This window comes from Mesorhizobium norvegicum (assembly GCF_004919685.1).
Classification (GTDB): domain Bacteria; phylum Pseudomonadota; class Alphaproteobacteria; order Rhizobiales; family Rhizobiaceae; genus Mesorhizobium; species Mesorhizobium norvegicum.
In genome coordinates this window covers 22,830-45,968 of record NZ_SMYZ01000041.1, presented here as the reverse complement: position 1 = coordinate 45,968, position 23,139 = coordinate 22,830, and the positions used below count along the sequence as shown (strand labels likewise).

Genomic DNA, 23,139 nt, shown 5'->3' with positions numbered 1-23,139 from the left:
CCACTACAGCAGGCTGTGATCAATAGTCCAAAAACCATGGTTGACGGAGGCAAGCGGAACGGTCCATCCTGAGAATGGGAACTCTGTCCAGTGACGGTTAATGGGTAAAAGATACCAGCAGCGACGGGCTCGACCGCTTCGCGGAGAGTCGAAGGGATGACGGCGACAAGCGCCGCATCCGGGATGAAGGCGCAAGGCGCCGCACCCGCATTGAAACACACGGCGCAGGACGGCGCCGCCGAAGCCATCCATGTCGAGAACCTGCACAAGAGGTTCGGTGAGCTGCATGTGCTGAAGGGCGTCTCGCTGTCGGCGCGCGACGGCGAGGTCATTGCCATCATCGGCGGCTCAGGCTCGGGCAAATCGACACTGCTGCGCTGCATCAACTGCCTGGAAAACCCGACCAGCGGCATCATTCGCGTCAATGGCGAGGAGATCAAGCTCAAGGCCGACAGCCATGGCCACACGGTTCCGGCCGACCGCAAGCAGATCGAGCGCATCCGCTCCAAGCTCGGCATGGTGTTCCAGAACTTCAATCTGTGGAGCCACATGACGTTGATCGAAAACGTCATCGAGGTTCCCGTGCATGTGCTCGGCATCAAGCGCGATGTGGCGATCAGCGAGGCCGAAAAGCTGCTCGCCCGCGTCGGTCTGGCTGAAAAGCGCGACGTCTATCCGGCCTATCTGTCGGGCGGCCAGCAGCAGCGCGCCGCGATCGCCCGGGCACTGGCCATCAATCCGCGCGTCATGCTGTTCGACGAGCCGACCTCGGCGCTCGATCCCGAGCTGGTCGGCGAGGTGCTGAAAGTGATCGGCGACCTGGCGCGCGAAGGCCGCACCATGGTGCTGGTCACCCACGAGATGAAGTTCGCCCGCGAGGTCGCGACGCATGTCGTCTATCTCTACAATGGATTGGTCGAGGAAGAGGGACCGCCCGAGCAGATCTTCGGCGCGCCCAGATCCGAAAGGCTGAAGCAGTTCATCCGCAACATCGGCTAGGAAGGCCGGGACGGAAGAAAACCGGGAACCAACAACAAACTGGGAGTCGTGAAATGAAGACTGTTCTGAAGACATTCGCCGCAGCGCTGCTGCTGGGCGTCGCCGCCATGGGTGTGGCCAAGGCCGATCCGGTCAAGATCGGCGTCGCCGCCGAGCCCTATCCGCCCTTCACCTCGCCGGACGCTTCCGGCAAATGGGTCGGCTGGGAGATCGAGTTCATCGACGCGGTGTGCGCCGAAGAGAAGCTTGATTGCGTCATCACCCCGGTTGCCTGGGACGGCATCATTCCGGCGCTGACGACCAAGAAGATCGACCTCATCGTCTCCTCGATGTCGATCACCGCCGAACGCGAGAAGACGATCGACTTTTCCGACAAATACTACAACACTCCGACCGCCATCATCGGCCCGAAGGACCAGAAATTCGGCGCCACGCCGGACGACCTCAAGGGTAAGGTCGTCGGCGTGCAGGTGTCGACCGTGCATGCCGTCTACGCCAAGAAGCACTTTGGCAGCACAGCCTCCGAGATCAAGGAATACCAGACCCAGGACGAAGCCAACAACGATCTTGCCGCCGGCCGCCTCGATGCGGTGCAGGCCGATTCCATCGCGCTTGGCGAGTTCTTGAAGTCTGACCAGGGCAAGGCCTGCTGCGATCTGAAGGGCATGGTGGCTCCAGACGATGAAGTGCTCGGACCGGGCGTCGGCGCCGGTGTGCGCAAGGAGGACACCGAGCTGAAGGGCAAAATCAACGCCGGCATCAAGGCCATCCGCGCCAACGGCAAGTATGACGAGATCTCGAAGAAGTATTTCGATTTCGATATTTACGGCGGCGGCGGCGCGCAGTCGAACTGACGATCCTCGCATGAGCTGTGGGGCATGGCGTCAGCGCCATGCCCCACCTGCCCGATCTTTCCCAGGCATGTTTGCCGCCGACGCAGCCGTCGGCGGTTAGAGCCAACAATCCGGGGGCGACGCTGATCGACGCACTTCTTTCGGCCTCGGCGGCCGGCATCATCGAACTTCTCTCGCCCTACCCGCCGGGCTGGGGCGGGACCCTTTTGGTTGGGCTGCTGCACTCGATCGAGATCGCGCTGGGCGCCACCTGCCTCGGTCTTTTGATCGGCACCGGCGGCGCCTATGGCAAGCTCTATGGCGGTCCGGTGGTGCGCGATCTGCTGGCGGTCTACACCACCATCGTGCGCGCCGTGCCCGAACTGGTGCTGATCCTGCTGCTCTATTATGCCGGGACCGACCTGATCAACCAGGCGCTGACGGCAATGGGTTACCAGCGTGTCGACATCAGCGGCCTTGCCGCCGGCATCGCCGTGCTCGGCTTCGTTCAGGGTGCTTATTCCACCGAGGTGATCCGCGGCGCGATCCTGGCCATTCCGCAGGGCCAGATCGAAGCGGCCCGCGCCTATGGCATGTCTCCCGGCCTGCTGTTGCGGCGCATCACCTTGCCGGCGATGCTGCCCTTCGCCATACCTGGCCTCGCCAATCTCTGGCTGATCGCCACCAAGGACACCGCGCTGCTGGCGGTCGTCGGTTTCTACGAGCTGGCGCTGGCAACGCGGCAGGCGGCGGGCGTCACCAAAGCCTATTTCACCTTCTTTTTCGCAGCGGGCGTGCTCTATCTGCTGCTGTCGCTGTTTTCCAATCTCATCATCGGCCGGATCGAGGCCTGGTCCAGGCGCGGCATGCCTTCGCTCAAGGAGGCGCGCTGATGGCCAACGAGGCGGCCATCATCAACGCCGTCGCGCGAACGTCGCTGTGGCTGCAGCCGCACCGCATCGTGCTGATCCTGATCGCACTCGGCCTGGTTCTGTCGGCGGCCTTTTTCATGCGCTGGGACTGGCTGCCGCAATATTATGAAATGGGATTGATCGGCATCTGGCGCTCGCTGTGGATCCTGGCCGTCACCTGCGTGCTGGGCTTCCTGCTCGCCGTGCCGCTGGGGCTGGCGCAGGCCACCGGCTCCTTCTGGTTCGCCGCACCCGCCAAGGTGTTCTGCACGGTGATCCGGGGCACGCCGCTGCTGATCCAGCTGTGGCTGCTCTATTACGGCCTGGGTTCGCTGTTCCCTCAATATCCGTGGATCCGCGAATCCTGGATGTGGCCGTATCTCAGGCAAGCCTGGCCCTATGGCGTGCTGGCGTTGACCCTGTCGTTCGCCGGCTATGAGGGCGAGGTGATGCGCGGCGCCTTTGCCGGCGTGCCCAAGGGGCAACTGGAGGCCGCGCGCGCCTTCGGCATGAGCCGCTGGAAGGCGTTCCGGCGCATCTGGCTGCCGCAAGCCATCTACCGGGCGCTGCCGACACTGACCGGCGAGACCGTGCTGCAATTGAAGTCGACGCCGCTGGTGGCGACGATCAGCGTCATCGATATCTTCGCCGTTTCGTCCAAGGTGCGGCAGGACACCTACCTCACCTACGAGCCCTTGCTGCTGCTGGCGCTGATCTACATGACGATCACCGGTATTCTGGTCTTCGCCTTCAGCAGGATCGAGGCCAGGATCCCGAACAAGATCGGCTAGAGGCGCACAGCAGACGGCGGCGGCGGACGCGTTCGCCGCTTTTCTTGCAGTTGCGGACGATTTTCAACACAAAAGCCCCCTCATGTGCTGCTACTCACAAACCCAACCCCATAACCGCAATCCGCGATCTCAGGACGGCCATGATGCAACTCAGTCTCGACCAGGCAAAAGGACTGTGCCGGATGGCGGCCCTTGGCGCCGGCGCCAATGAGGAAGCGGCACAATCGCTCACTGCATCGATCATCGCCGCCGAGGCGGAAGGGCTTTCCTCCGTCGGGCTGTCGCATTTCATCGATTACCTCGAGGCGCTGGAAGCCGGACGCATCGACGGCAATGCCGACCCGGTGATCACCCGGCCGGCGCTGGCGGTCTATCTCTCCGATGCGCGCGGCGGGCTGGCGCATACTGGTTTCGACCGCACCATCGACGACCTCGCCAAGGCGGCAAAACTGTTCGGCGTCGCCATCTTCTCGCAGAAGAACGCCTATACGTGCGGCGCGCTCGGCTATTTCACCGGGCGCCTGGCAGCCCAAGGACTGGTGTCGTTCGCAGCCACCAACGGGCCGGCCGTGCTTGCCGGCTCCGGCTCGGTCAAGCCTGTCTACTGCACCAACCCGATGTCGTTTGCCGCGCCCGCAGCCGATGGCGCGCCGCTGGTTATCGACCAGTCGTCGAGCGCCACCGCCTTCGTCAACATCCGCAAGGCGGCTGAGGACGGCAAGACAATCCCCGAGGGCTGGGCGCTGGACGCCAGCGGCAACCCGACCACCGATCCGGCCGCCGCCATGAAAGGCGCCATGCTTGCCTTCGGCGGCCAGCGCGGCGCCAACATCGCGCTGATGGTCGAGGTGCTGGCGGCGGGCCTGTCGGGCGCCAACTGGTCGCTCGACGCGCCATGGTTCAGCGGCGGACCGGACAGTCCCGGCACCGGGCTGTTCGTGCTTGCCGTCGAGCCCAAGCTGCTCGATCCGGATTTCGAGCAGCGGATGAAGGACCAGCTCGACCGGCTGCGGCGGCGCTTCGGCGTGCACGTGCCCGGGCGTGCCCGCGCAGAGGCCGCAGAGAAGGCGCAAGCGCGCGGCATCACCGCATCCAAGGCGGTGGTGCAGCGCATTTCCGAATTCGCTGCCCGCTATTCTTCCTGATAATCCATTAGATATCAGATAGTTATCTCAGATCTGCCCGCCTGAGGCGCGGCACGGTGCGATTTTTCTTTGCGCGCCGCTGAACCTTTCTGCGCCTTGCTGCGACCCAGCTTTGTCCAGGGCAAGGCGAGCTTGCCCGATCCATACCGAGGGAAGCAGCAAACCGAAAAGCGAAGGCCTGTTTCACGCGGAGGATGTCCCTTTGCGCCTCGGAAAATTCAACCCAAATCAAAGGAAATTACCATGACCAACGCCAAGATCACCATGCTGACCGCCGTCCTTCTGCTCGGCTCGTTCATGGGTGCCACGCAGGCAGCCAGTCTGAAGGCCGCGCCGGTCAAGCCGTCCAGCCCGGGCGTCATCACCGCCCCGAGTGGCGGCGCCACCGAGGATCACTATTGCAAGGACGGCCATGCAAAATTCGCCAGCTGCAGCGCCGATTTCATCGCGGCCTGCAAAAAGGTTGGCGGCACCATGTCGGATGTTCAGGGCTGGGGTGGGCGTACTTGCTTCACGCCCTCCTGATACCGTCTCAGGTCAGGCCGCTCCGTCGGCCCCTGACTTCGCATGGATGTCACCCGGAAAACCCCGCTTCGGCGGGGTTTTCTGCGTTTCGTCGCCGCAATGATAAACATTCGTATTTTGGTCAACTTTTGTTTATTTGACTTCGCCCGACCTGATCGGCCGTTTGCGCTGATTGAGCAAACAGAGGAGCCACAATGTCGGCAAGCACGGACAATCCCCGCAACAGCCTTGTCATCCCGGGCCTTGGCAGGGTCTACGCAGCCTTGCATGATGGTGCGGAAACCGTTCTTCGCGTCGTCGCCGGTACGTTTCTCACCATTCATGGTTCGCAGAAGATCAGCAATCCTTTCGGCGCCGCCGAGATGGTCGAGGGCCTCGGCTTTTATCCGGGCGCCTTGTGGTCGTTGCTCCTGGCCTGCACCGAATTCTTCGGCGGCATTCTCATCGCCATCGGGCTTTTGACACGGCCGGCCGCCTTTGCCGGGCTGTTCGTGCTTCTGGTCACGGTCTGGTTCCACTGGGTGACCATGGGCCAGGGCTTTTCGGGCGCGGAAAAGTCGCTGCTGTGGGTGGCAATCCTGCTCTTCTTCGTCATTCGCGGCGGCAACCGCCATTCGATCGACGCCCGCATCGGCAAGGCGTTCTGACAAGGCTGAAATTGCTCTGAAAACAAGGGCAGCAGCGACGACGCGTCGCCCTTTGCCTTTGACGCGAAACGGATTATGAAACGGCTTCAGCCAAGCTTGCGAGCGCCGGAGCCAGCCATGACCGAAATCCTGCAGACCCCAAAGCTCGTCGTCGTTTTTGGCGGGTCAGGCTTTGTCGGCCGCCATGTGGTGCGCGCACTGGCCAAGCGCGGCTATCGCATCCGCGTCGCCTGCCGGCGGCCCGATCTCGCCGGCCATCTGCAGCCGCTCGGCAATGTCGGCCAGATCCAGCCGGTGCAGGCCAATGTGCGCGTACGCTGGTCGGTCGACCGCGCCGTTCAGGGCGCCGACCATGTCGTCAATCTGGTCGCCATTCTGCATGAGAGCGGCCGTCAGAAATTCTCCGCCGTGCACGAGTTCGGCGCCCGCGCTGTGGCCGAAGCGGCCCGCGCCGTCGGCGCCGGCCTCACCCATGTCTCGGCGCTAGGCGCGGATGCGAACTCCGAATCGGGCTACGCGCGCACCAAGGCGCTTGGCGAAAAGGCCGTGCTGGAGACGATCAAAGACGCGGTCATCTTTCGCCCGTCGGTCAATTTCGGGCCAGAGGACGACTTCTTCAACCGCTTCGCCAACATGGCGCGCTATTCGCCGGTGCTGCCGCTGATTGGCGGCGGCCAGACCAAGTTCCAGCCGGTCTATGTCGGCGACGTCGCCGAAGCGGTGGCGCGCTCGGTCGACGGCAAGGTCGATGGCGGCCAGATCTATGAGCTCGGCGGGCCGAAGGTGCTCACCTTCAAGGAATGCATGGAAGAGCTGCTTGAGGTGATCGAGCGCAAGCGCCTGCTGGTGCCGGTGCCGTGGTGGGTGGCCAACATCCAGGCATCGTTCCTCGGTCTCCTGCCCAATCCGCTGCTGACCAAGGACCAGGTGATGCAGTTGCGCGAGCACAACATCGTTTCGGATGCGGCCGCCAAGGCCAACAGGACGCTTGCCGGACTCGGCATCCAGCCGCAATCGATCGCGACGATCCTGCCCAGCTACCTCTGGCGCTACCGCGCCGCCGGCCAGTTCCAGCAGCGCAAGCCTGCTGCATAGCTCATTACAGCTGCCTGAAGGTGTGTTGAGATTCAGCTCAGGCCGAGTCGAGAATGGTGGCTTCCGAGAACCGGAGCGGAGCGTACTTAAGGTACGTGAGCACAGTTCTACTGCGACGCAGTAGAACTGGGAAGCGCAGGAAGCCATCGTTCGCAGGCCGGCATCACCTGAATATCGGCGCGCCTAGCGGGGCGTGACCTGCATCGGTAGACCGCCTTGTGGCTGGGTGGTGAGTTTCTGTACCGGCCAGGGTTTCGTTTCGGCTGTGGTGTCGAAGCGGAAGCGCGACAGCATGATCGCCAGCGCGATGATCGCCTCCTGCATGGCGAAGCTGGCGCCGATGCAGACGCGCGGGCCCGCGCCAAACGGCAGATATTGGAAGCGGTCGATCTTTTCGCGGTTTCCCGGGTGGAAGCGCTCCGGCAGGAAGGCATCCGGCCGGTCCCACAGTTTCCTGTGGCGGTGAACGACCCACGGCATGACCAGCACCGCGGCGTGCTTCGGAATATAAAGATCCTTCCACATTTCCGGCTCGATCGGCTCGCGGTTGATCGACGGGGCCGGCGGATAGAGCCTGAGCGCTTCGTCGAAAGCCGCACGCGTGAACGGCATGGCGTCCAGCCATTTCGTCGGATCGGGCTCACGCGCCAGCACGTGGTCGATCTCCTGCTCGACCCGGTTGCGCTCCCACGGCGATTCCGCCAGGCAATACAGCGTCCAGCCGAGCGCACGCGCCGTCGTCTCATGGCCGGCGCCGATGAAGGTGATGATGTTGTCCTCGACCTCGGCCCGCGTCAGCCCCTCGGGCCCCTCGGCCTTGAGCAGCAGCGTCAGGAAATCCTGCGGCACGGCATCGGGATCGCGCTTGAATTTCGCTTCGCGCATCTTGACCGTGTCGGTGACGATCTTGCGGAAATAGGCCATGGTCTTGCGGCCGCGGATGCGGGTGAGACGTGGCAGCCAGTCGGGCGCGCGCAACAGGTCGAGCGGGTCAACGCGGCCCATGGTCTCGAACAGGCGGTCGATCTCGTTGCCGAAACTGCCGGGCTCGCCAGCGATCTCGCCGGAAAACAGCGTTTCGGCCAGGATGTCATAGGTGAGCAGCGTCATGTCATGGGCGATGTCAGACGTGCCGCCGTCTTCGTAACGGGTGACGAAGTCCAGCGTACGCCTGAGCATCGGCTGGGCAAAGCCGAAGATGTGGCGCGGCGTGAACACCGGGGCCATCGCCTTGCGCGACCGCTTCCAGACCTCGCCCTCGGCGGTCAGCAGGCCGTCGCGCAGGATCGGCCGCAGGATCTTCTGGCGCACCGTCGCCATCTTGTAGTTCTTGGCGTTGTCGACAAGCACGTGGCGGATCAGGCCGGGATCGTTGGCGACGATCAGATGTCCACCAACGCCATTCGCCGAAATCCAGGGCTCGTTGTAGGTATGCTCGCCCCACAGTTCGAGCGGGTTGCGGTAGACGATGCGGATCATCTCCAGCGTCGAGGGCGGCGTCGTGCGCGGCTTCGGCGCCGGGGGGACGAATGGGGCGGGCTGGATGTCCATGGGCTGCTCCGCTGATACACCAATGTAGTGAGCCGCAAAGCAGGCGTCCATGTGACCGAACGGCAAGCCCTGCTCTCCGGAATGTGACCGGTTACCGCGAAGTGCCTTCTTGTTGCCCCGAGCGGCATGCCTTAGGTGGCAGTCACCAATAGATACCGCCACCGCAGGAGCCCACCTTGAAGCACCAGTTGAACATCATCATCGGCAGCACGCGGCCAGGCCGCGCAGGACCGGTTTTTGCCGAGTGGCTGGAGAGATTCGCGCGAGAGCATGGGAAATTCGAGCCGGTACTGACCGACATCGATACGTTCAAGCTTCCGGTGCTGGACGAACCGCACCATCCAAGGCTTGGCAACTACCAGAACGACCACACCAAAGCCTGGTCCAAGGCGATCGACGCCGCCGATGCCTTCGTGTTCGTGGCGCCGGAATACAATTATTTCGTGGCACCGGCGATCGTCAACGCGATCGACTATCTCTCGCGCGAATGGAAGTACAAGGCAGCCGCTATTTTCAGCTATGGCGGCGTCTCCGGCGGCTTGCGTGCGGCGCAGGCGCTGAAGCCGCTGCTGACCTCGGTGGGTGTCATGCCGATCTCGGAAGGCGTCGCGCTGCCGATGTATCAGAAACTGCTCGACGAGAACGGCGATTTCAACGCCAGCGAACAGGTGCAGGGCGGGGCCAAAACCATGCTCGACGAGCTGTTGCGCTGGAGCGACGCCTTGAAGCCGATGCGGGCTGGCTGAAAGAGCTGGTCTTCCACCAAAAGCCCGGCTTGCTCATGCCATAAAGAGGTGGAATGTTCGCGCAAATGGACAAGCCGGGGGGCGGTTCGATTTGCGCTTGCTTCTTGCCTTGCTGCTGATGCTCATGACCACCGCCACCGCGGTGGCTGAGCGGCGCGTGGCCTTGGTCATCGCCGACGACGATTACCGCCTGATCCGGCCGCTTGCCAATCCGGTCCATGACGGCGAGGCGATGGGCGCGGCGCTGAAGACGCTCGGCTTCGAGGTCGTCCTCGAAACCAACCGCGACCTGCGGCGCATGCGCCGCGCGCTTGACGATTTTCGCGAGGATGCCAAAGGCGCAGACGTGGCGCTGGTCTATTTCTCCGGCCATGGCGTCGAAATCTCGGGCGACAACCGGCTGCTGCCGGTCGATGCCGACGCCTCCTCGCTCGACGCACTGGAGAAGACCAGCCTGCCGCTGGAGGAGGTGCGCGACGCTGTTGTCGCCACGGCCAAGGTCGGCCTGATCATGCTCGACGCCTGCCGCAGCGATCCGTTTTCGGGCACGGTGAGCGAAGGTCGAGGCGCGACATCGCTGGCAAAGGATGTCGTGGAAAAAGTCCGGCCAGGTCTCGGCCGGACTGGCCGTGCGGAAAACATCCTGTTCGCCTTTTCGGCCGCACCGGGTGAGACGGCTGCCGACGGAACCGGCCAGAACTCGCCCTTCACGACGGCGCTGACCAAATATCTCGGCACTGACGGGCTCGAGATCCGCTCGGTGCTGACGCTGGTGCAGCAGGAGGTCTATGACCAGTCGCGGGGCAAGCAATTGCCCTATGTCGAGAGTGGCCTGCCGCAGCTCTTTTTTGCCGCGAAGGCCAGGCAGGACTTGCCAGAGCGCGAGCGCCTGTTGCTCGCCATGGCCGATGTGACGCCCGAAATGCGCGGCCAGGTCGAGCAGATCGCCAGTGACGCCGACATGCCGCTGGCGCCGCTTTATGGCGCGCTGATCGGTCTCGACACCAAGCACCTTTCCGCCGAGAGCCTGGACGCCAGCCTGCGCGAGGCGGCGGACGCCTTCGTCAAGGTGCGCGGCGAGATGAAGACGCTGGCCGCCGACGATCCGCGTGTGACGGAACTGCGCCGGCAGGCCGAGGAGCAGCTGGCCCTGGGCGCCTTCGGCGCGGCACAGGCAAAACTGGCGGAAGCGGTCGATATCGACGAAGTGTCGCGCAAGGCGCTGAAGGTGAATTTCGTCGACCGCACGCTGTCGCAAGCCGCAACGCTGTTCCTGTCGGCGGGCGCGGCACGCGCCGACCTCAACTATGCGGCGGCCATCAAGGGCTACGAAACCGTGCTGTCGCTGTATGGCGAGGCCGGGCAAACCTCGCTCAGCCTGGAACAGGCCGACCGCCAGAGCCGCACGCTGGAGGAACTCGGTATCCTCTATACGACGGTCGGCAATGTCGAGGCGGCCGGCCGCGCCTTTACCGCATTGTTGGCCAACCTCGAGCAGCGCTCGCGTCAGGAAACCGATCCCAGCGTCAAGCGCGATCTCGCCATCAGCCATATCAAGCTCGCCAACACTGAGATGGTGCAAGGCGACCTGCCAATCGCCCTGGAAAACTACGAAGCCGCCAGGGACATGCTGCAGGGTCTGACCGCAAGCCTGCCGGACGAGAAAGGCTGGCTTGGCGATCTGGCCATGGCCAATGACAAGATCGGCAACGTGCTGGCGACGCAAGGCGATGTTGGCGCGGCCGCCCAGGCCTATCAGCAAAGCCTGTCGATCAAGCAGCAATTGGCCAATGCGGAGCCGGACCGCGCCTATCTGCTGCGCGATCTGACCATCACCTATGATGAAATCGGCGACCTTGCCCGTACCGCCGGCCAGTTGGACGGCGCCCAGACGGCCTTTGAAGAGAGCCTGAGAATTCGGCTGGCACTGGCCGAGAACAAACCCGATGAGCCTGAGCGCCAGCGCGCTGTCGCCGTCAGCCATGAAAGGATCGGTGACGTGCTGCGCGAGCGCGGCGACCCCGCCGGTGCGCTGGAGGCCTACAACAAGAGCCAGGCGATCGCCGAAGAGCTGGTGCGCCGCGACCCCAACGATACCGACTTGAAACGCGACCTGTCGATCAGTTACGCCAAGGCCGGCAATGCGCTAAGCGACCAGAAGAGCTGGTCGCCAGCATTGGCTTCCTATCGGCAAGCGCTGGCCATAGTGCGTGAACTGGCCGCCACCGATCCTGGCAACACAAACTGGCAGCGGGACCTGTCGGTCTGTCTGGAAAAGGTCGCCGGTGTGCTTGATGTCCAGGGCGATGTCGGCGGCGCGCTGCAAAACTATCAGGACAGTTTTGCCATTGCCGACCGCCTGGCCAAGCTCGACCCAGCCAATTCCGACTGGCAACGCGACCTGTCGATCACGCTCTCGGAAATCGGCATGCTGGAGACCAAGCAGCGCCACTTCGAGAGCTCCAGGAAGGCCTTCGAAGCCAGCCTCGGCATCCGCCAGCACCTGGCCCAGTCCGATCCGGACAACGCGATCTGGCAATTTGATCTGGTACAGGCCTACATCAACTACGCCTATGTGGCGAAGGATCCGAAGGCTGTGCTGACCAAGGCGCTGAACCTGACGCTGGAGCTCGACCGCACAGGCCGGCTGGCGCCGAGAGACAAATCCACGATCAAGTATTTGCGCGGCCTTCTCGCCAAATTCGGCGCCCGAAAAAAATAGCCGGCTGCCGGCTGGGAGTTCGCCTCCGAAATGCGCGCAAACCTTGGAAAAACCGCCTTTAGCGCCTATATCTAGTGCATATCAGAGGCGCGATTCGGGGCCGATTTTTCGAGCCGTGCAAGCGGCACCCAGACAACAGGTTTTCATGAGCGATCAGATCGACAACAACAACGGCGCTGAAGCCGAATACGGCGCCGATTCCATCAAGGTTTTGAAGGGGTTGGATGCTGTCCGCAAACGCCCCGGCATGTATATCGGCGATACCGACGACGGTTCGGGCCTGCATCACATGGTCTATGAGGTGGTCGACAACGCCATCGACGAGGCGCTGGCGGGTCACGCCGACCTCGTCACGGTGACGCTCAACCCCGACGGTTCGGTCACCGTGATCGACAATGGCCGCGGTATTCCGACCGATATCCACACCGGAGAAGGCATTTCGGCGGCGGAAGTGATCATGACGCAGCTGCATGCCGGCGGCAAGTTCGACCAGAACTCCTACAAGGTCTCGGGCGGCCTGCATGGCGTCGGCGTCTCGGTGGTCAATGCGCTTTCGGCCTGGCTAAAACTCAGGATTCGCCGCAATGGCCAGATCTTCGAGATGAGCTTCACGCATGGCAATGCCGACGCGCCGCTGAAGGCCACCGGCAGCTATGAGCAGGACAAGCAGCCCGGCACCTATGAAGGACGCAGCGGCAGCGAGATCACCTTCTTCCCGTCGTCCGAGACCTTCACCATGGTCGAGTTCGACTTCGGCACGCTGGAACACCGGCTGCGCGAGCTCGCCTTCCTGAATTCCGGCGTGCGCATTATTTTGACCGATGCCCGCCATGCCGACATCGTGCGCCATGAACTGCATTATGATGGCGGGCTGGAAGAATTCGTCAAATATCTCGATCGCGTCAAGAAACCGCTGATCGACAAGCCGATCGCCATCAAGGCCGAGCGCGACGGCATCACCGTCGAAGTGGCGATGTGGTGGAACGACAGCTACCACGAGAACGTGCTGGCCTTCACCAACAACATCCCGCAGCGCGACGGCGGCACCCATCTGGCCGGTTTCCGCGGCGCGCTGACACGCCAGATCACCGGCTATGGCGAATCCTCGGGGCTGACCAAGAGGGAAAAGGTGGGACTGATCGGCGACGATTGCCGCGAGGGCCTGACGGCGGTGCTGTCGGTCAAGGTTCCCGACCCGAAATTCTCCTCGCAGACCAAGGACAAGCTGGTCTCGTCCGAGGTCCGCCCGGTGGTTGAAGGACTGGTCAACGAGGCTCTCGGCACCTGGCTCGAGGAACATCCGGCCGAAGGCAAGGTGGTGATCGACAAGGTGATCCAGGCTGCCGCGGCGCGCGAGGCGGCCCGCAAGGCCCGCGACATCACCCGCAAGAGTTCGCTCGGCATCACCTCGCTGCCCGGCAAGCTGGCCGACTGCCAGGAACGCGACCCGGCGAAATCCGAGATATTCATCGTCGAGGGTGACTCCGCCGGCGGCTCGGCCAAGGGCGGCCGTTCGCGCCAGAACCAGGCCATCCTTCCGCTGCGCGGCAAGATCCTCAATGTCGAGCGGGCTCGTTTCGACCGCATGCTCGGCTCCGAGATGATCGGCACGCTGATCACCGCGCTCGGCACCTCGATCGGCAAGGACGAGTTCAACGCCGACAAGCTGCGCTACCACAAGATCATCCTGATGACCGACGCCGACGTCGACGGCGCCCATATCAGAACCTTGCTGCTCACCTTCTTCTTCCGGCAGATGCCGGAGCTGATCGAGCGCGGCCATCTCTACATCGCCCAGCCGCCGCTCTACAAAGTGACGCGCGGCAAGAGTTCGCAATACATCAAGGACGAGAGCGCCTTCGAGGAATTCCTGATCGGCTCGGGGCTGGAGGAGGCATCGCTTACGCTCGGCTCGGGCGAGGTTCGCATCGGACAGGACCTGCGCGGCGCCATCGACGACGCGCTGGCGGTGCGCCAGCTGATCAACGGCCTGCACACGCGCTACAACAGGGGCGTGGTCGAGCAGGCGGCAATCGCCGGCGGCCTCAACCCGGACGTCTTTACCGATCTCGCCCAAGCCAACGCCATGGCCGAGCGTATCGCCAAGCGTCTCGACATCATCGCCGAGGACACCGAACGCGGCTGGACCGGTCGTATGTCGACCTCGAACGAGGGCATCGGCGGCTATGTGTTCGAGCGCACGGTGCGCAGCGTCAAGGAATACGCGCATCTCGATCTGGGGCTGATCAATTCGGCCGATGCACGTCAGCTCGACCGCTATGCGCCGCGCCTTACGGAAGTCTATGGCGAGCCACCGGTGCTGCGCCGCAAGGATATCTCCGAGACCATCTCGGGGCCGCTGGCGCTGCTCAACGCGGTCTTCGCGACCGGACGCAAGGGTCTGACCATGCAGCGCTACAAGGGTCTCGGCGAGATGAACGCCGAACAGCTCTGGGAAACCACGCTCGATCCGAACGTGCGCTCGCTGCTCCAGGTCAAGGTCAATGACGCGACGGATGCGGATAGTCTGTTCTCGCGGCTGATGGGCGACGAGGTCGAACCCAGGCGTGAGTTCATCCAGGACAACGCGCTGTCTGTCGCCAATCTGGATATCTGATCTCGATAGTCTCTGAAATTGGCGCGCTGCGGCGCGCCAATTGTTCCATCCATGGCAAACAAAATCATTTTATAACCCGCCGGAACGGAAGTCTCTTCGGGACATTGTGACAACATCGATCACAATTTCTCACAGGAGGCCTTCATGGGACGCGGCATTTTGCTCTGGTTGCTTGGTATTCCGATCCCGATCATCATTCTGATCATGCTGTTCGTACGTTAGGGGGAATTCATGCAGTCCACCCTATCGGCTGTCGACGTTTCCGCTCCAACAGAATCATCCGCCACGGCCGTCAGTTGGGGACCGATCATCGCTGGTGCCTTCGCGGCCTCGACGCTGACCCTCATCCTCATGCTGCTCGGCTCCGGGCTGGGGCTGAGCATGGTGTCACCGTGGTCGGGCTCCGGCGCCTCGGTCACCACTTTCGCGGTCTCCACGGCGATCTGGCTGGTCATCGTGCAATGGCTGTCCTCCGGTGTCGGCGGCTACCTTGCCGGTCGCCTGCGCACCAAATGGGTCGGCATCCACACCGATGAAGTGTATTTCCGTGACACCGCCCACGGCTTCCTCGCCTGGGCATTGGCCACCTTGATCGTCGTTGGCGTTCTTGGCTCTGCCTTGTCCGCAGCACTTGGCACGGGCGTGCAGGCGGTTTCGACCGTGGCTTCAGGCGCCGCCATGGGCGCATCGGCCGGCACTTCCGCCAATGCCAGCGGCGGGTCGACCGACAATGCGACCTCCTATCTGGTGGATTCGCTGTTTCGTCCGGCTGATCCGAGCAAGCTCGCGGCGGCCAGTCCGGACGGCGATGCAGCCGCGGTAGGCCAAGCCTCGCGCATCCTGGTCGCGAGTGCCGCGGCAGGCGAGATTTCGGCCGACGACAAGACCTACCTGTCGCAACTGGTCGCCGCTCGCACCGGCCTCTCCGAGGCCGACGCCAAGGCACGTGTCGATGCGCTGGTCGCCAAGGTCCAGGACACCAAGGTCAAGGCGCAGCAGGCCGCCGACACCGCCAGGAAGGGCAGTGCGACCTTTGCGCTGCTTGGTGCGCTGTCGCTGGTCATCGGCGCCTTCATCGCCAGCGCCGCCGCAGCGCTTGGCGGCAAGCAGCGCGACGACGAGGAAGCGGTTTTCCTCACGACACGCTGAACTGCTACGCCGTTCAAAAGAAAAGCCCGGCGCGAAGCCGGGCTTTTCTTGCGCGCGTTGAGACTGGATCAGTGATCCATGGCCTTGACGATCTCTTCGGTCATCTTCTTGGCATCGCCGAGCAGCATCATGGTGCCGTCCTTGTAGAACAGCGTGTTGTCGATGCCGGCATAGCCGGAACCGAGCGAGCGCTTGACGAACAAGCAGGTGCGGGCCTTGTCGACATCGAGGATCGGCATGCCGTAGATGGGGCTGCTCTTGTCGTCCCGCGCGGACGGGTTGGTGACGTCGTTGGCGCCGATGACATAGGCGACATCGGCCTGCGCGAATTCGGAGTTGATATCCTCGAGTTCGAACACTTCGTCATAAGGCACGTTGGCTTCGGCGAGCAGCACGTTCATGTGGCCCGGCATGCGCCCGGCGACCGGGTGGATGGCGTATTTCACGTCGACGCCGTTGGCCTTGAGCTTGTCGGCCATTTCACGCAGCGCATGCTGCGCCTGGGCGACCGCCATGCCGTAGCCGGGCACGATGATGACTTTTTGGGCGTTCATCATCAGATAGGCGGCGTCGTCGGCCGAGCCCTGCTTGACCGTGCGCTCGATGCCGTCGTCGGCTTGAGCCGCCGTCTCGCCGCCGAAGCCGCCGAGAATGACCGAGATGAAGCTTCGGTTCATGCCCTTGCACATGATGTAGGACAGGATCGCGCCGGACGAGCCGACCAGCGCGCCGGTGATGATCAGCGCCAGATTGCCGAGCGTGAAGCCGAGGGCCGCCGCCGCCCAGCCCGAATAGGAGTTGAGCATCGAGACGACGACCGGCATGTCGGCGCCGCCGATCGGGATGATCAGCAGGATGCCGAGCACCAGCGAGGCGGCAACGATCAACCAGAAGACCAGCTTGGACTCGGTGGTGACGAGCAGCACGATCAAGACGACGAGCGCGATGGCAAGTGCCGCGTTGATGAAGTGGCGGCCGCCGATCATGATCGGCTTGCCGGACATGCGGCCATCGAGCTTGAGGAAGGCGATGACCGAGCCGGTGAAGGTGATGGCGCCGATGGCGACGCCAAGGCTCATCTCGATCAGGGCCTGGGCATGGATGTCGCCATTCGTGCCGATGCCAAAGCTTTCCGGCGCATAGATGGCCGCGGCCGCCACCATGACGGCGGCAAGGCCGACCAGCGAGTGGAAGGCAGCAACCAGCTGCGGCATCGAGGTCATGGCGATGCGGCGCGCGGTGATCGCGCCAACGCCACCGCCAATGGCGAGGCCGAGCACGATCAGGCCGAAGCGGCCGGCCGACGGGGTCGCCAGCGCCAGTGTGGTGGCGATGGCAATGCCCATGCCGATCATGCCGTAGAGATTGCCCTGGCGGCTGGTGGTCGGATGCGACAGGCCGCGCAGCGCCATGATGAACAGGACGCCGGAGACCAGATAGAGGAAGGACGCGAAGTTGGCGTTCATGGCGCTCTACTTGTCCTTCTTCTTGTACATGGCCAGCATGCGCTGGGTGACGAGGAAGCCGCCGAAGATGTTGACCGACACCAGCATCAGCGCGACGAAGCCGAAACCGGCGGCGACGCCGGAAGCGGCAATGCCGACGGCAAGCAGCGCGCCGACGACGATGACCGAAGAGATGGCGTTGGTGACGGCCATCAGCGGCGTGTGCAAGGCGGGGGTCACCGACCAGACGACGTAGTAGCCGACGAAGATCGCCAGCACGAAGATGGCGAAGCGGAAGACGAAGGGATCGATGGCGCCGCCGGAGAGCGCGTGCGCGGCGTCACCCGCCGCCTCGGCGCCGCCGGGCGCGGTCGCCATATTGTGCACTGCCAGCCGAACGGCGGCGGAGGCCTGGTCGAGCTGGTCGAGGGCTTTCTGCAGGGTCTGGTCCATCACGCGATCCCTTTCGGCTTCGACGAGGGCGACTTGGATGCGGCCGCCTTCTTGGACGCGGCTTTCTTTGCAGTGGCAGGTTTGACTGAAGCGTCGGCCACCATGGTGGTGGCCGGTATCGCGGCCGGCTCGATGCGTGGCTGCTGGTCGGCCTTGGCGAAGGCCGGATGAACCACCTTGCCGCCATCGGTCAGCATCGTCGCCTTAACCAGATCGTCGTCGCGATTGATGGCAAGCGTCTTGGTCGTCTTGTCGACCAGCGTTTCGAGAAAGGCAAACAGGTTCCTGGCGTAAAGCAGCGATGCCGACGCGGCGATGCGGCCGGGCACATTGAGATGGCCGACGATCTTGACGTTGTTGGCCGTGGTGACGACCTTGCCGGCTTCAGCGCCCTCGACATTGCCGCCGCGCTCGACGGCCAGGTCGACGAGCACCGAGCCCGGCTTCATCGAGGCGACCATGGCCGCCGACACCAGCTTCGGCGCCGGCCGGCCGGGGATCAGCGCCGTGGTGATGACGATGTCCTGCTTGGCGATATGCTCTGATGTGAGTGCCGCCTGCTTGGCCTGGTATTCCTTCGACATTTCCTTGGCGTAGCCGCCGGCCGTTTCGGCCGCCTTGAACTCCTCGTCCTCGACCGCGAGGAACTTTGCGCCGAGCGAGGCGACCTGTTCCTTGGCGGCGGGGCGAACGTCGGTGGCGGTAACGACCGCGCCTAGCCGGCGCGCGGTGGCGATCGCCTGCAGGCCGGCAACGCCGACGCCCATGATGAAGACCTTTGCCGCCGGCACCGTGCCGGCCGCCGTCATCATCATCGGCAAGGCGCGATCATATTCCGAAGCGCCGTCGATCACCGCCTGATAGCCGGCGAGATTGGCCTGGGAGGACAAAACGTCCATCGACTGGGCCCGGGTGATGCGCGGCATGAATTCCATCGAGAAAGCGGTGACGCCGGCCTTGGCAAGGGCTGCCACGGCGGCATCGTTGCCATAGGGATCCATGATGGCGATGACCGCCGTACCGGGCTTGTAGCTCTTCAGCTCGGCATCACCGGGCCGACGCACCTTCAGCACGACATCGGCCTTGGCGACATCGGAAGCCTTGCCAATGACGGCGCCAGCGCTCGCATAATCGGCATCGACGATGCGGGAATTCAGACCGGCACCGGCCTCGACAACGACGTCGAAGCCCAGCGCCGCCAGCCGTTTCACCGTATCGGGCGAGGCCGCGACGCGAGGCTCGTTGGCATCGAGTTCACGAGGGATGAAAACCGTCTGTCCCACCGCATGATCCTTTCGGCCGGAAGCTGTTTCCCGCAAGACGCCGGCCGGCCTCGCGGCGGCGCCATGGACAAGGTGTCGGAAAAATCTATCGGAGGATAAAGGCGCCGACAGCCAGAATCAGCACGAACAGGATGGTCCCCGAGAAGAAGCCGCCTGCAAAGAAGCCGAAAGCCATCGCCAACAGGAGGGCGAGGCAAAACAGCGAGCCGTATTTGGCCAGCATAAGGAAGCCCGCATAGGTGCGGTCATGCTCGGCATAGTCCATCTTCGCGCCCAGTTCGACAGGACCGGTCGGCGAGTGATCAGCCATAGGAATACCCCTTCGAAGACATCTTTGAGGCACATAGCGAAAAGCCGGGCCGAGAGCAATGGCGCTATTGCCGCATTGCAGCCGACAACTGCCTCAAAGGAAAATTGAAGCCGACTGCCGACGCGGCCCTGAGTCCAGGCGCTTGATGTGGAAAGATGCTGCGAAGGCGGTCGAGGCGAACGCTTTCGCTGCCTCAACCGGCGCCGTCAGCCGGCAAGATGCGGGAAAAGCCCGAGCAGTCCGACGACGATCAGATAGAGCGCGACGATATAGTTCAACAGCCTTGGCATCACGAGGATCAGCACGCCGGCGATCAGCGAGATGAGCGGGGTGAGCGCAAGCGTGGAAATGGTCATGTCGGTTCCTCAAAGACTTCGTGGCCGTGCCAGAGTGCGGCAGCGCCTTTGGCGTCATCCAGAACGCCGAAGCGGCCGAAAGGCTCCATGTCCATCTGGCGAAATCGTGCGATCCTGCCGTATCAGGCGGCTTCGTGATAATACTTTGCCGTGGGCAGGATGGTCAGCGGCGCAAGTTCGCCGACATGCGGCGTATCGAACAGCATGCGCTGTTCCATCGGCGTCGAACGGAAGAACGGGAACCGTGAGAAGGACCGCTCGCGGATGGCGTTGACGTCGGCGCGATAGAGCACGACCTTGTTGAACACGCCCGGATAGGCGCGCGACTCGCTGATCTTCTCCGAGTAGTAGATGCGCTTGTAGAAGCCGGCGTGATCCTCGCGAATGGTCGACAGGCAGTAGGGTGCGTTGAAATGGAAGCACGCCATGCCGGCCAGCCGCAACGTCAGATAGGGGATCTGCGGATAGACGCGCGACCATTCGGGATCGGACGCAAACCGGCTGGGGCAGATGAAGCTCAACCCTTCATGAAGCATCGGCATGACAATGTCGCCGAACGCCTTGGTGGAAGGCGACATCGGCGTCGCCAAAGTGACGTGATGGATACGCAGCGTGCTGACGAGTTCCTGGTCGATATAGACCCCGAAACGATACACATTCGGTGCCTCGTCGAGCTCATCATGAATGGTGTGGTTCTCGTTGTCGGGCACCATATCGTTCGAGCGATATGACTTGTAGCGCAGGCGGTAAATATCCTCGAGATCTTCGCCCTTGTCGCAGCGGCGATACTCTGTCCGCTCAAGCATCGCCGAGACGTTGCGGGCGAAGCTGGACATGGTGTCGGCGGCATCCTTGCCGGCCTCGCCCGCCACGGGGCGAAGCGAACTCAACTGCACAATCATAAACTCGGTCCCCGTACATTGCCGCCGCGATCCGACACTACGACAGGGTCATGGGATGTAAAGATGAAAATGGGAAGGAGGCCGTTTACCAGTCGTTAAGGTTAACATTCGGTAAAATATTACTAAAATTCGACGATTTTCTTCGTTTTCCGCAATGAGATGGAGAAAGAACGGTTCTCGAACCTGATAGGAGGCGGCGGCGATTTTGGTATGGCGCCGTGACGTGCGAGGAAACCTCGGATTGCCGTGAATGTCTTCAGACCTGGAGCCTGTTCCATCGGTGTCTGGGCATGATCTCCATGCACCATGCGCCGCAAATCAGCGACGTACCGCCGCCTTCTTGGCGGTCCTGATGTCCTTGGCGAAGGGCCATACCGTGTTCGACATGGTCTCGATGCCGGAGGCGCTGAGCGCCGAACCGAACAGGAACCCCTGGACAAGGTCGGGCTTGACCTGCAGCGCCAGTATCTTGAGCTGCTCGAAGGTCTCGACACCTTCGACGGTCACCGAAAGCCCCAGCGGCCGCGACAGGTTGACGATGCCCTTGAGCAGTTCGAGCGAACGGGGGTTCTGGGTGACGTCCATCAGGAACGAACGGTCGATCTTGATCTTGTCGAGCGGCAGCTTGTGCAGGTAGCTCAGGCTCGAATAGCCGGTGCCGAAATCGTCGAGCGCGATGCGCACGCCGATCTGCTTCAGCTCCTCGATGTACTGGCGCGTCAGCGACTTGTCGTCGAGCAGCGCCGTTTCAGTGACCTCGATCTCGAGCCGACTGGCGGCGAGGCCGGAGCTCGCCAGCGCATCGCGAACCTTCTGGATGACGTCACGGTTGCGGAAATCCTTGGCGGAGAGATTGACCGAGACGCTGGTCTGGTCCGGCCATTTGGCGCATTCGGCGCAGGCTGCCTGCAGCACGAAGGTGCTGATCTCGGAAATGATGCCCATTTCCTCGGCCAGTGGAATGAAGATGCTGGGCGAGATCGGCCCGAGATCGGGATGATCCCACCGGCACAGCGCCTCGCAGCTGGCGATGCGCATGGTGCTCATCGCCACGATCGGCTGATAGACCACCCGCAGGCTCTTGCTTTCCACGGCTGTGCGCAGATCCGCCTTCATCAGCTGACGGTTGCGGAAGGCGGCATCCATCGAAGCTTCGAACAGCCGCCAGCTGTTCTTGCCGAGCTCCTTGGCCTTGTAGAGCGCCAGGTCCGCCTTGACGATCATGGCGTCGACATCGGTATCCTTGACCCGCGACAGCACCGCGCCGCCGCTGGCCTGGATGCGCAGCCCGTGACCGGCGACGTCGACTTCCCCCTGCAGGCCGGCGAAAATCTCGTCGAGCTGGCTGGTCAGATGGCTTTCATCCTCGACGCGGTCGAAGAAGATCATGAACTCGTCGCCGCCGAAACGGCTGACCGTGATGCCTTGCCCGGCAATGGCGGCAAGCCGCTCGGCAACGGCGTAGATCAAGCCGTCGCCGATCGGATGGCCAAGCGTGTCGTTGACGCTCTTGAAATCGTCGAGGTCGAGCACCGCCAGGCCGCAGAGACGGTCGCGATCACCGGACGCCATGGCCTCGCCGATCAGTTCGTGGAAATAGGCGCGGTTGGGCAGGCCGGTGAGGTTGTCGTAGCGTGCCATGAAGCGGATCTTGTCTTCCGCCTCGACACGGGCGGTGACGTCCTCGAAGGTGATGACGCCCAGCTCCTGGCTGCCTTCGCGAGCCGAGAATTCGTAGTGCTGGCCGTTGGCGAGGGAAACCAGCACCTTGCGGTCGCGGCCCTCGCGCAGGGCGCGCGTCAGCTGAGCCTCGATATAGCGGCAATCCTTGGGCGCCAGCATGCCGCCGGCGACGCCACGCATCAAAAGACCATGGATCGACCGCCCGAGCAGCGCATCCGGCGACTTCAGCGACATCAGATGCGCGGCCTCGGCATTGGCCACCGCGACGCGGCCGTCCGGGCCGAGCATGACAAGCCCATGCGACATGGTGTTGAGCGCCCGGTTGAAGCGCTGGGCGATGCGGTTGGCCTTCTTCTCTTCCGATACCGCCGCAAAAAGCACATCGCGCACGGTGTTGGCGAATTTCCGGATGGCGAACAGGAACGGCGCTGACAGGAGCCCGAGGAGGACATGGTAGATGTCGCCGCGCAGCAGGAAGCCCAGCGAGATCGGCCAGGTCAAGGCAAGGGTCAGGATGGTGACCATGCGCGGCGAGCCGTAGTTTCGGCCGGCGATGGAGGTCGCCGTCGCCAGCGTCAGGCAGACGGAGGCGATTTCGGCAAAATTGTCGCGCGCAAAATAGATGCCGAGCAGGCAGAAGGCGCCCAGCGTCAAGCCATGCAGGGAGCCGTAGAGTATGTAGTCATTCTCGCGCTTGTGCGCTTCTTCCCAGGTCGTCGGCGACGGCATGCTGTTGTATTTTCGAAAGTTTCTCATGCGGAAGATACCGACGAGAACCATCGAAATCGCGACCAGCAAATACAGCGGATCGCCGTTTTTCCACCAGACAAGGGCAATCAGGAAGGTCTGTGCGAGAATGCCGATTGAAAGCGTCAGCCCGTCGCGAAACAGGGTTTCCACGAACGGAATGTAGACGTCGACCGGGATCTCGTTCTTTTTTCTCAGATTCAACGCCTGAATCCCAACCCTTGGGGAC

At 63.0% G+C, this 23,139-nt stretch carries 20 protein-coding genes; 12 read left to right on the top strand and 8 right to left on the bottom strand.

What is annotated here, in order from left to right; genetic code table 11:
• Nucleotides 1-183: 183 nt before the first annotated feature.
• From FCU66_RS16930 to FCU66_RS16895, 8 genes are all read left to right on the top strand, one after another.
• Nucleotides 184-999 carry an ABC transporter ATP-binding protein gene (locus FCU66_RS16930; RefSeq protein ID WP_136618340.1) on the top strand — a complete coding sequence of 272 codons (816 nt, stop codon included), beginning with the start codon at nt 184-186 and terminating at the stop codon, nt 997-999.
• Nucleotides 1,000-1,052: 53 nt separating this feature from the next.
• Nucleotides 1,053-1,853: a transporter substrate-binding domain-containing protein gene (locus tag FCU66_RS16925; RefSeq protein ID WP_136618330.1), complete on the top strand. Its 801-nt coding sequence runs from the start codon at nt 1,053-1,055 to the stop codon at nt 1,851-1,853.
• Between the two features lie 206 nt (nt 1,854-2,059).
• On the top strand, nt 2,060-2,725 hold the full coding sequence (locus FCU66_RS16920) for an ABC transporter permease (protein WP_095084307.1): 666 nt from the start codon (nt 2,060-2,062) through the stop codon (nt 2,723-2,725).
• Nucleotides 2,725-3,534, top strand: coding sequence for an ABC transporter permease (locus FCU66_RS16915; protein WP_136618331.1), 810 nt, complete (start codon nt 2,725-2,727; stop codon nt 3,532-3,534). Before FCU66_RS16920 ends, FCU66_RS16915 begins: the two co-directional genes overlap by 1 nt.
• Before the next feature lie 143 nt (nt 3,535-3,677).
• Entirely contained in the window at nt 3,678-4,679 is a 1,002-nt protein-coding gene (locus FCU66_RS16910; RefSeq protein ID WP_168991892.1) for an Ldh family oxidoreductase, read from the top strand.
• A gap of 243 nt (nt 4,680-4,922) precedes the next feature.
• A complete protein-coding gene (locus FCU66_RS16905; RefSeq protein WP_136618333.1) occupies nt 4,923-5,204 on the top strand; it encodes a hypothetical protein in 282 nt (93 codons plus the stop codon).
• Nucleotides 5,205-5,398: 194 nt separating this feature from the next.
• Nucleotides 5,399-5,851 carry a DoxX family protein gene (locus FCU66_RS16900; protein ID WP_136618334.1) on the top strand — a complete coding sequence of 151 codons (453 nt, stop codon included), beginning with the start codon at nt 5,399-5,401 and terminating at the stop codon, nt 5,849-5,851.
• A 117-nt stretch (nt 5,852-5,968) separates the two neighbouring features.
• Nucleotides 5,969-6,946: a complex I NDUFA9 subunit family protein gene (locus tag FCU66_RS16895; protein WP_136625423.1), complete on the top strand. Its 978-nt coding sequence runs from the start codon at nt 5,969-5,971 to the stop codon at nt 6,944-6,946.
• A gap of 183 nt (nt 6,947-7,129) precedes the next feature.
• Here FCU66_RS16895 and FCU66_RS16890 read toward each other — a convergent pair whose 3' ends face one another.
• On the bottom strand, nt 7,130-8,497 hold the full coding sequence (locus tag FCU66_RS16890; protein ID WP_136621851.1) for a cytochrome P450: 1,368 nt from the start codon (nt 8,495-8,497) through the stop codon (nt 7,130-7,132).
• 176 nt (nt 8,498-8,673) lie between these two features.
• On the opposite strand from FCU66_RS16890, the gene FCU66_RS16885 reads away from it, so the two are divergent.
• From FCU66_RS16885 to FCU66_RS16870, 4 genes are all read left to right on the top strand, one after another.
• Nucleotides 8,674-9,243, top strand: coding sequence for an NADPH-dependent FMN reductase (locus FCU66_RS16885; protein ID WP_136621852.1), 570 nt, complete (start codon nt 8,674-8,676; stop codon nt 9,241-9,243).
• Between the two features lie 91 nt (nt 9,244-9,334).
• Nucleotides 9,335-11,965, top strand: a complete 2,631-nt coding sequence (locus tag FCU66_RS16880; RefSeq protein WP_246093928.1) for a caspase family protein — start codon at nt 9,335-9,337, stop codon at nt 11,963-11,965.
• Between the two features lie 145 nt (nt 11,966-12,110).
• Entirely contained in the window at nt 12,111-14,582 is a 2,472-nt protein-coding gene (gene gyrB / locus FCU66_RS16875) for a DNA topoisomerase (ATP-hydrolyzing) subunit B (protein ID WP_136621853.1), read from the top strand.
• A gap of 231 nt (nt 14,583-14,813) precedes the next feature.
• Nucleotides 14,814-15,731 carry a hypothetical protein gene (locus FCU66_RS16870; protein WP_136621854.1) on the top strand — a complete coding sequence of 306 codons (918 nt, stop codon included), beginning with the start codon at nt 14,814-14,816 and terminating at the stop codon, nt 15,729-15,731.
• A 68-nt stretch (nt 15,732-15,799) separates the two neighbouring features.
• Here the strand turns inward: FCU66_RS16870 and FCU66_RS16865 are convergent, their stop codons facing one another.
• From FCU66_RS16865 to FCU66_RS16835, 7 genes are all read right to left on the bottom strand, one after another.
• Nucleotides 15,800-17,197 carry an NAD(P)(+) transhydrogenase (Re/Si-specific) subunit beta gene (locus FCU66_RS16865; RefSeq protein WP_136621855.1) on the bottom strand — a complete coding sequence of 466 codons (1,398 nt, stop codon included), beginning with the start codon at nt 17,195-17,197 and terminating at the stop codon, nt 15,800-15,802.
• Nucleotides 17,198-17,203: 6 nt separating this feature from the next.
• Entirely contained in the window at nt 17,204-17,629 is a 426-nt protein-coding gene (locus FCU66_RS16860) for a proton-translocating transhydrogenase family protein (RefSeq protein ID WP_136621856.1), read from the bottom strand.
• Nucleotides 17,629-18,912, bottom strand: coding sequence for a Re/Si-specific NAD(P)(+) transhydrogenase subunit alpha (locus FCU66_RS16855; protein ID WP_136621857.1), 1,284 nt, complete (start codon nt 18,910-18,912; stop codon nt 17,629-17,631). The genes FCU66_RS16860 and FCU66_RS16855 overlap by 1 nt, the downstream gene beginning before the upstream one ends.
• Nucleotides 18,913-18,997: 85 nt before the next feature.
• Complete coding sequence (locus tag FCU66_RS16850; protein WP_136621858.1) at nt 18,998-19,222, bottom strand: aa3-type cytochrome c oxidase subunit IV; 225 nt, start codon at nt 19,220-19,222, stop codon at nt 18,998-19,000.
• A 206-nt stretch (nt 19,223-19,428) separates the two neighbouring features.
• On the bottom strand, nt 19,429-19,578 hold the full coding sequence (locus FCU66_RS16845; RefSeq protein WP_013528205.1) for a DUF3096 domain-containing protein: 150 nt from the start codon (nt 19,576-19,578) through the stop codon (nt 19,429-19,431).
• Between the two features lie 122 nt (nt 19,579-19,700).
• Nucleotides 19,701-20,480 carry an N-acyl amino acid synthase FeeM domain-containing protein gene (locus FCU66_RS16840; RefSeq protein WP_136621859.1) on the bottom strand — a complete coding sequence of 260 codons (780 nt, stop codon included), beginning with the start codon at nt 20,478-20,480 and terminating at the stop codon, nt 19,701-19,703.
• A 318-nt stretch (nt 20,481-20,798) separates the two neighbouring features.
• Nucleotides 20,799-23,114 (bottom strand): putative bifunctional diguanylate cyclase/phosphodiesterase, encoded by a 2,316-nt coding sequence (locus tag FCU66_RS16835; protein WP_136621860.1) that lies wholly within the window; start codon nt 23,112-23,114, stop codon nt 20,799-20,801.
• Nucleotides 23,115-23,139 lie beyond the last annotated feature (25 nt).

Coding starts and splice junctions, on each gene's coding strand:
- FCU66_RS16930 (WP_136618340.1), top strand. CDS start 184: ATGAAGGCGCAAGGCGCCGCACCCGCATTGAAACACACGGCGCAGGAC.
- FCU66_RS16925 (WP_136618330.1), top strand. CDS start 1,053: ATGAAGACTGTTCTGAAGACATTCGCCGCAGCGCTGCTGCTGGGCGTC.
- FCU66_RS16915 (WP_136618331.1), top strand. CDS start 2,725: ATGGCCAACGAGGCGGCCATCATCAACGCCGTCGCGCGAACGTCGCTG.
- FCU66_RS16910 (WP_168991892.1), top strand. CDS start 3,678: ATGCAACTCAGTCTCGACCAGGCAAAAGGACTGTGCCGGATGGCGGCC.
- FCU66_RS16905 (WP_136618333.1), top strand. CDS start 4,923: ATGACCAACGCCAAGATCACCATGCTGACCGCCGTCCTTCTGCTCGGC.
- FCU66_RS16900 (WP_136618334.1), top strand. CDS start 5,399: ATGTCGGCAAGCACGGACAATCCCCGCAACAGCCTTGTCATCCCGGGC.
- FCU66_RS16895 (WP_136625423.1), top strand. CDS start 5,969: ATGACCGAAATCCTGCAGACCCCAAAGCTCGTCGTCGTTTTTGGCGGG.
- FCU66_RS16890 (WP_136621851.1), bottom strand. CDS start 8,497: ATGGACATCCAGCCCGCCCCATTCGTCCCCCCGGCGCCGAAGCCGCGC.
- gyrB (WP_136621853.1), top strand. CDS start 12,111: ATGAGCGATCAGATCGACAACAACAACGGCGCTGAAGCCGAATACGGC.
- FCU66_RS16870 (WP_136621854.1), top strand. CDS start 14,814: ATGCAGTCCACCCTATCGGCTGTCGACGTTTCCGCTCCAACAGAATCA.
- FCU66_RS16865 (WP_136621855.1), bottom strand. CDS start 17,197: ATGAACGCCAACTTCGCGTCCTTCCTCTATCTGGTCTCCGGCGTCCTG.
- FCU66_RS16860 (WP_136621856.1), bottom strand. CDS start 17,629: ATGGACCAGACCCTGCAGAAAGCCCTCGACCAGCTCGACCAGGCCTCC.
- FCU66_RS16850 (WP_136621858.1), bottom strand. CDS start 19,222: ATGGCTGATCACTCGCCGACCGGTCCTGTCGAACTGGGCGCGAAGATG.
- FCU66_RS16845 (WP_013528205.1), bottom strand. CDS start 19,578: ATGACCATTTCCACGCTTGCGCTCACCCCGCTCATCTCGCTGATCGCC.
- FCU66_RS16840 (WP_136621859.1), bottom strand. CDS start 20,480: ATGATTGTGCAGTTGAGTTCGCTTCGCCCCGTGGCGGGCGAGGCCGGC.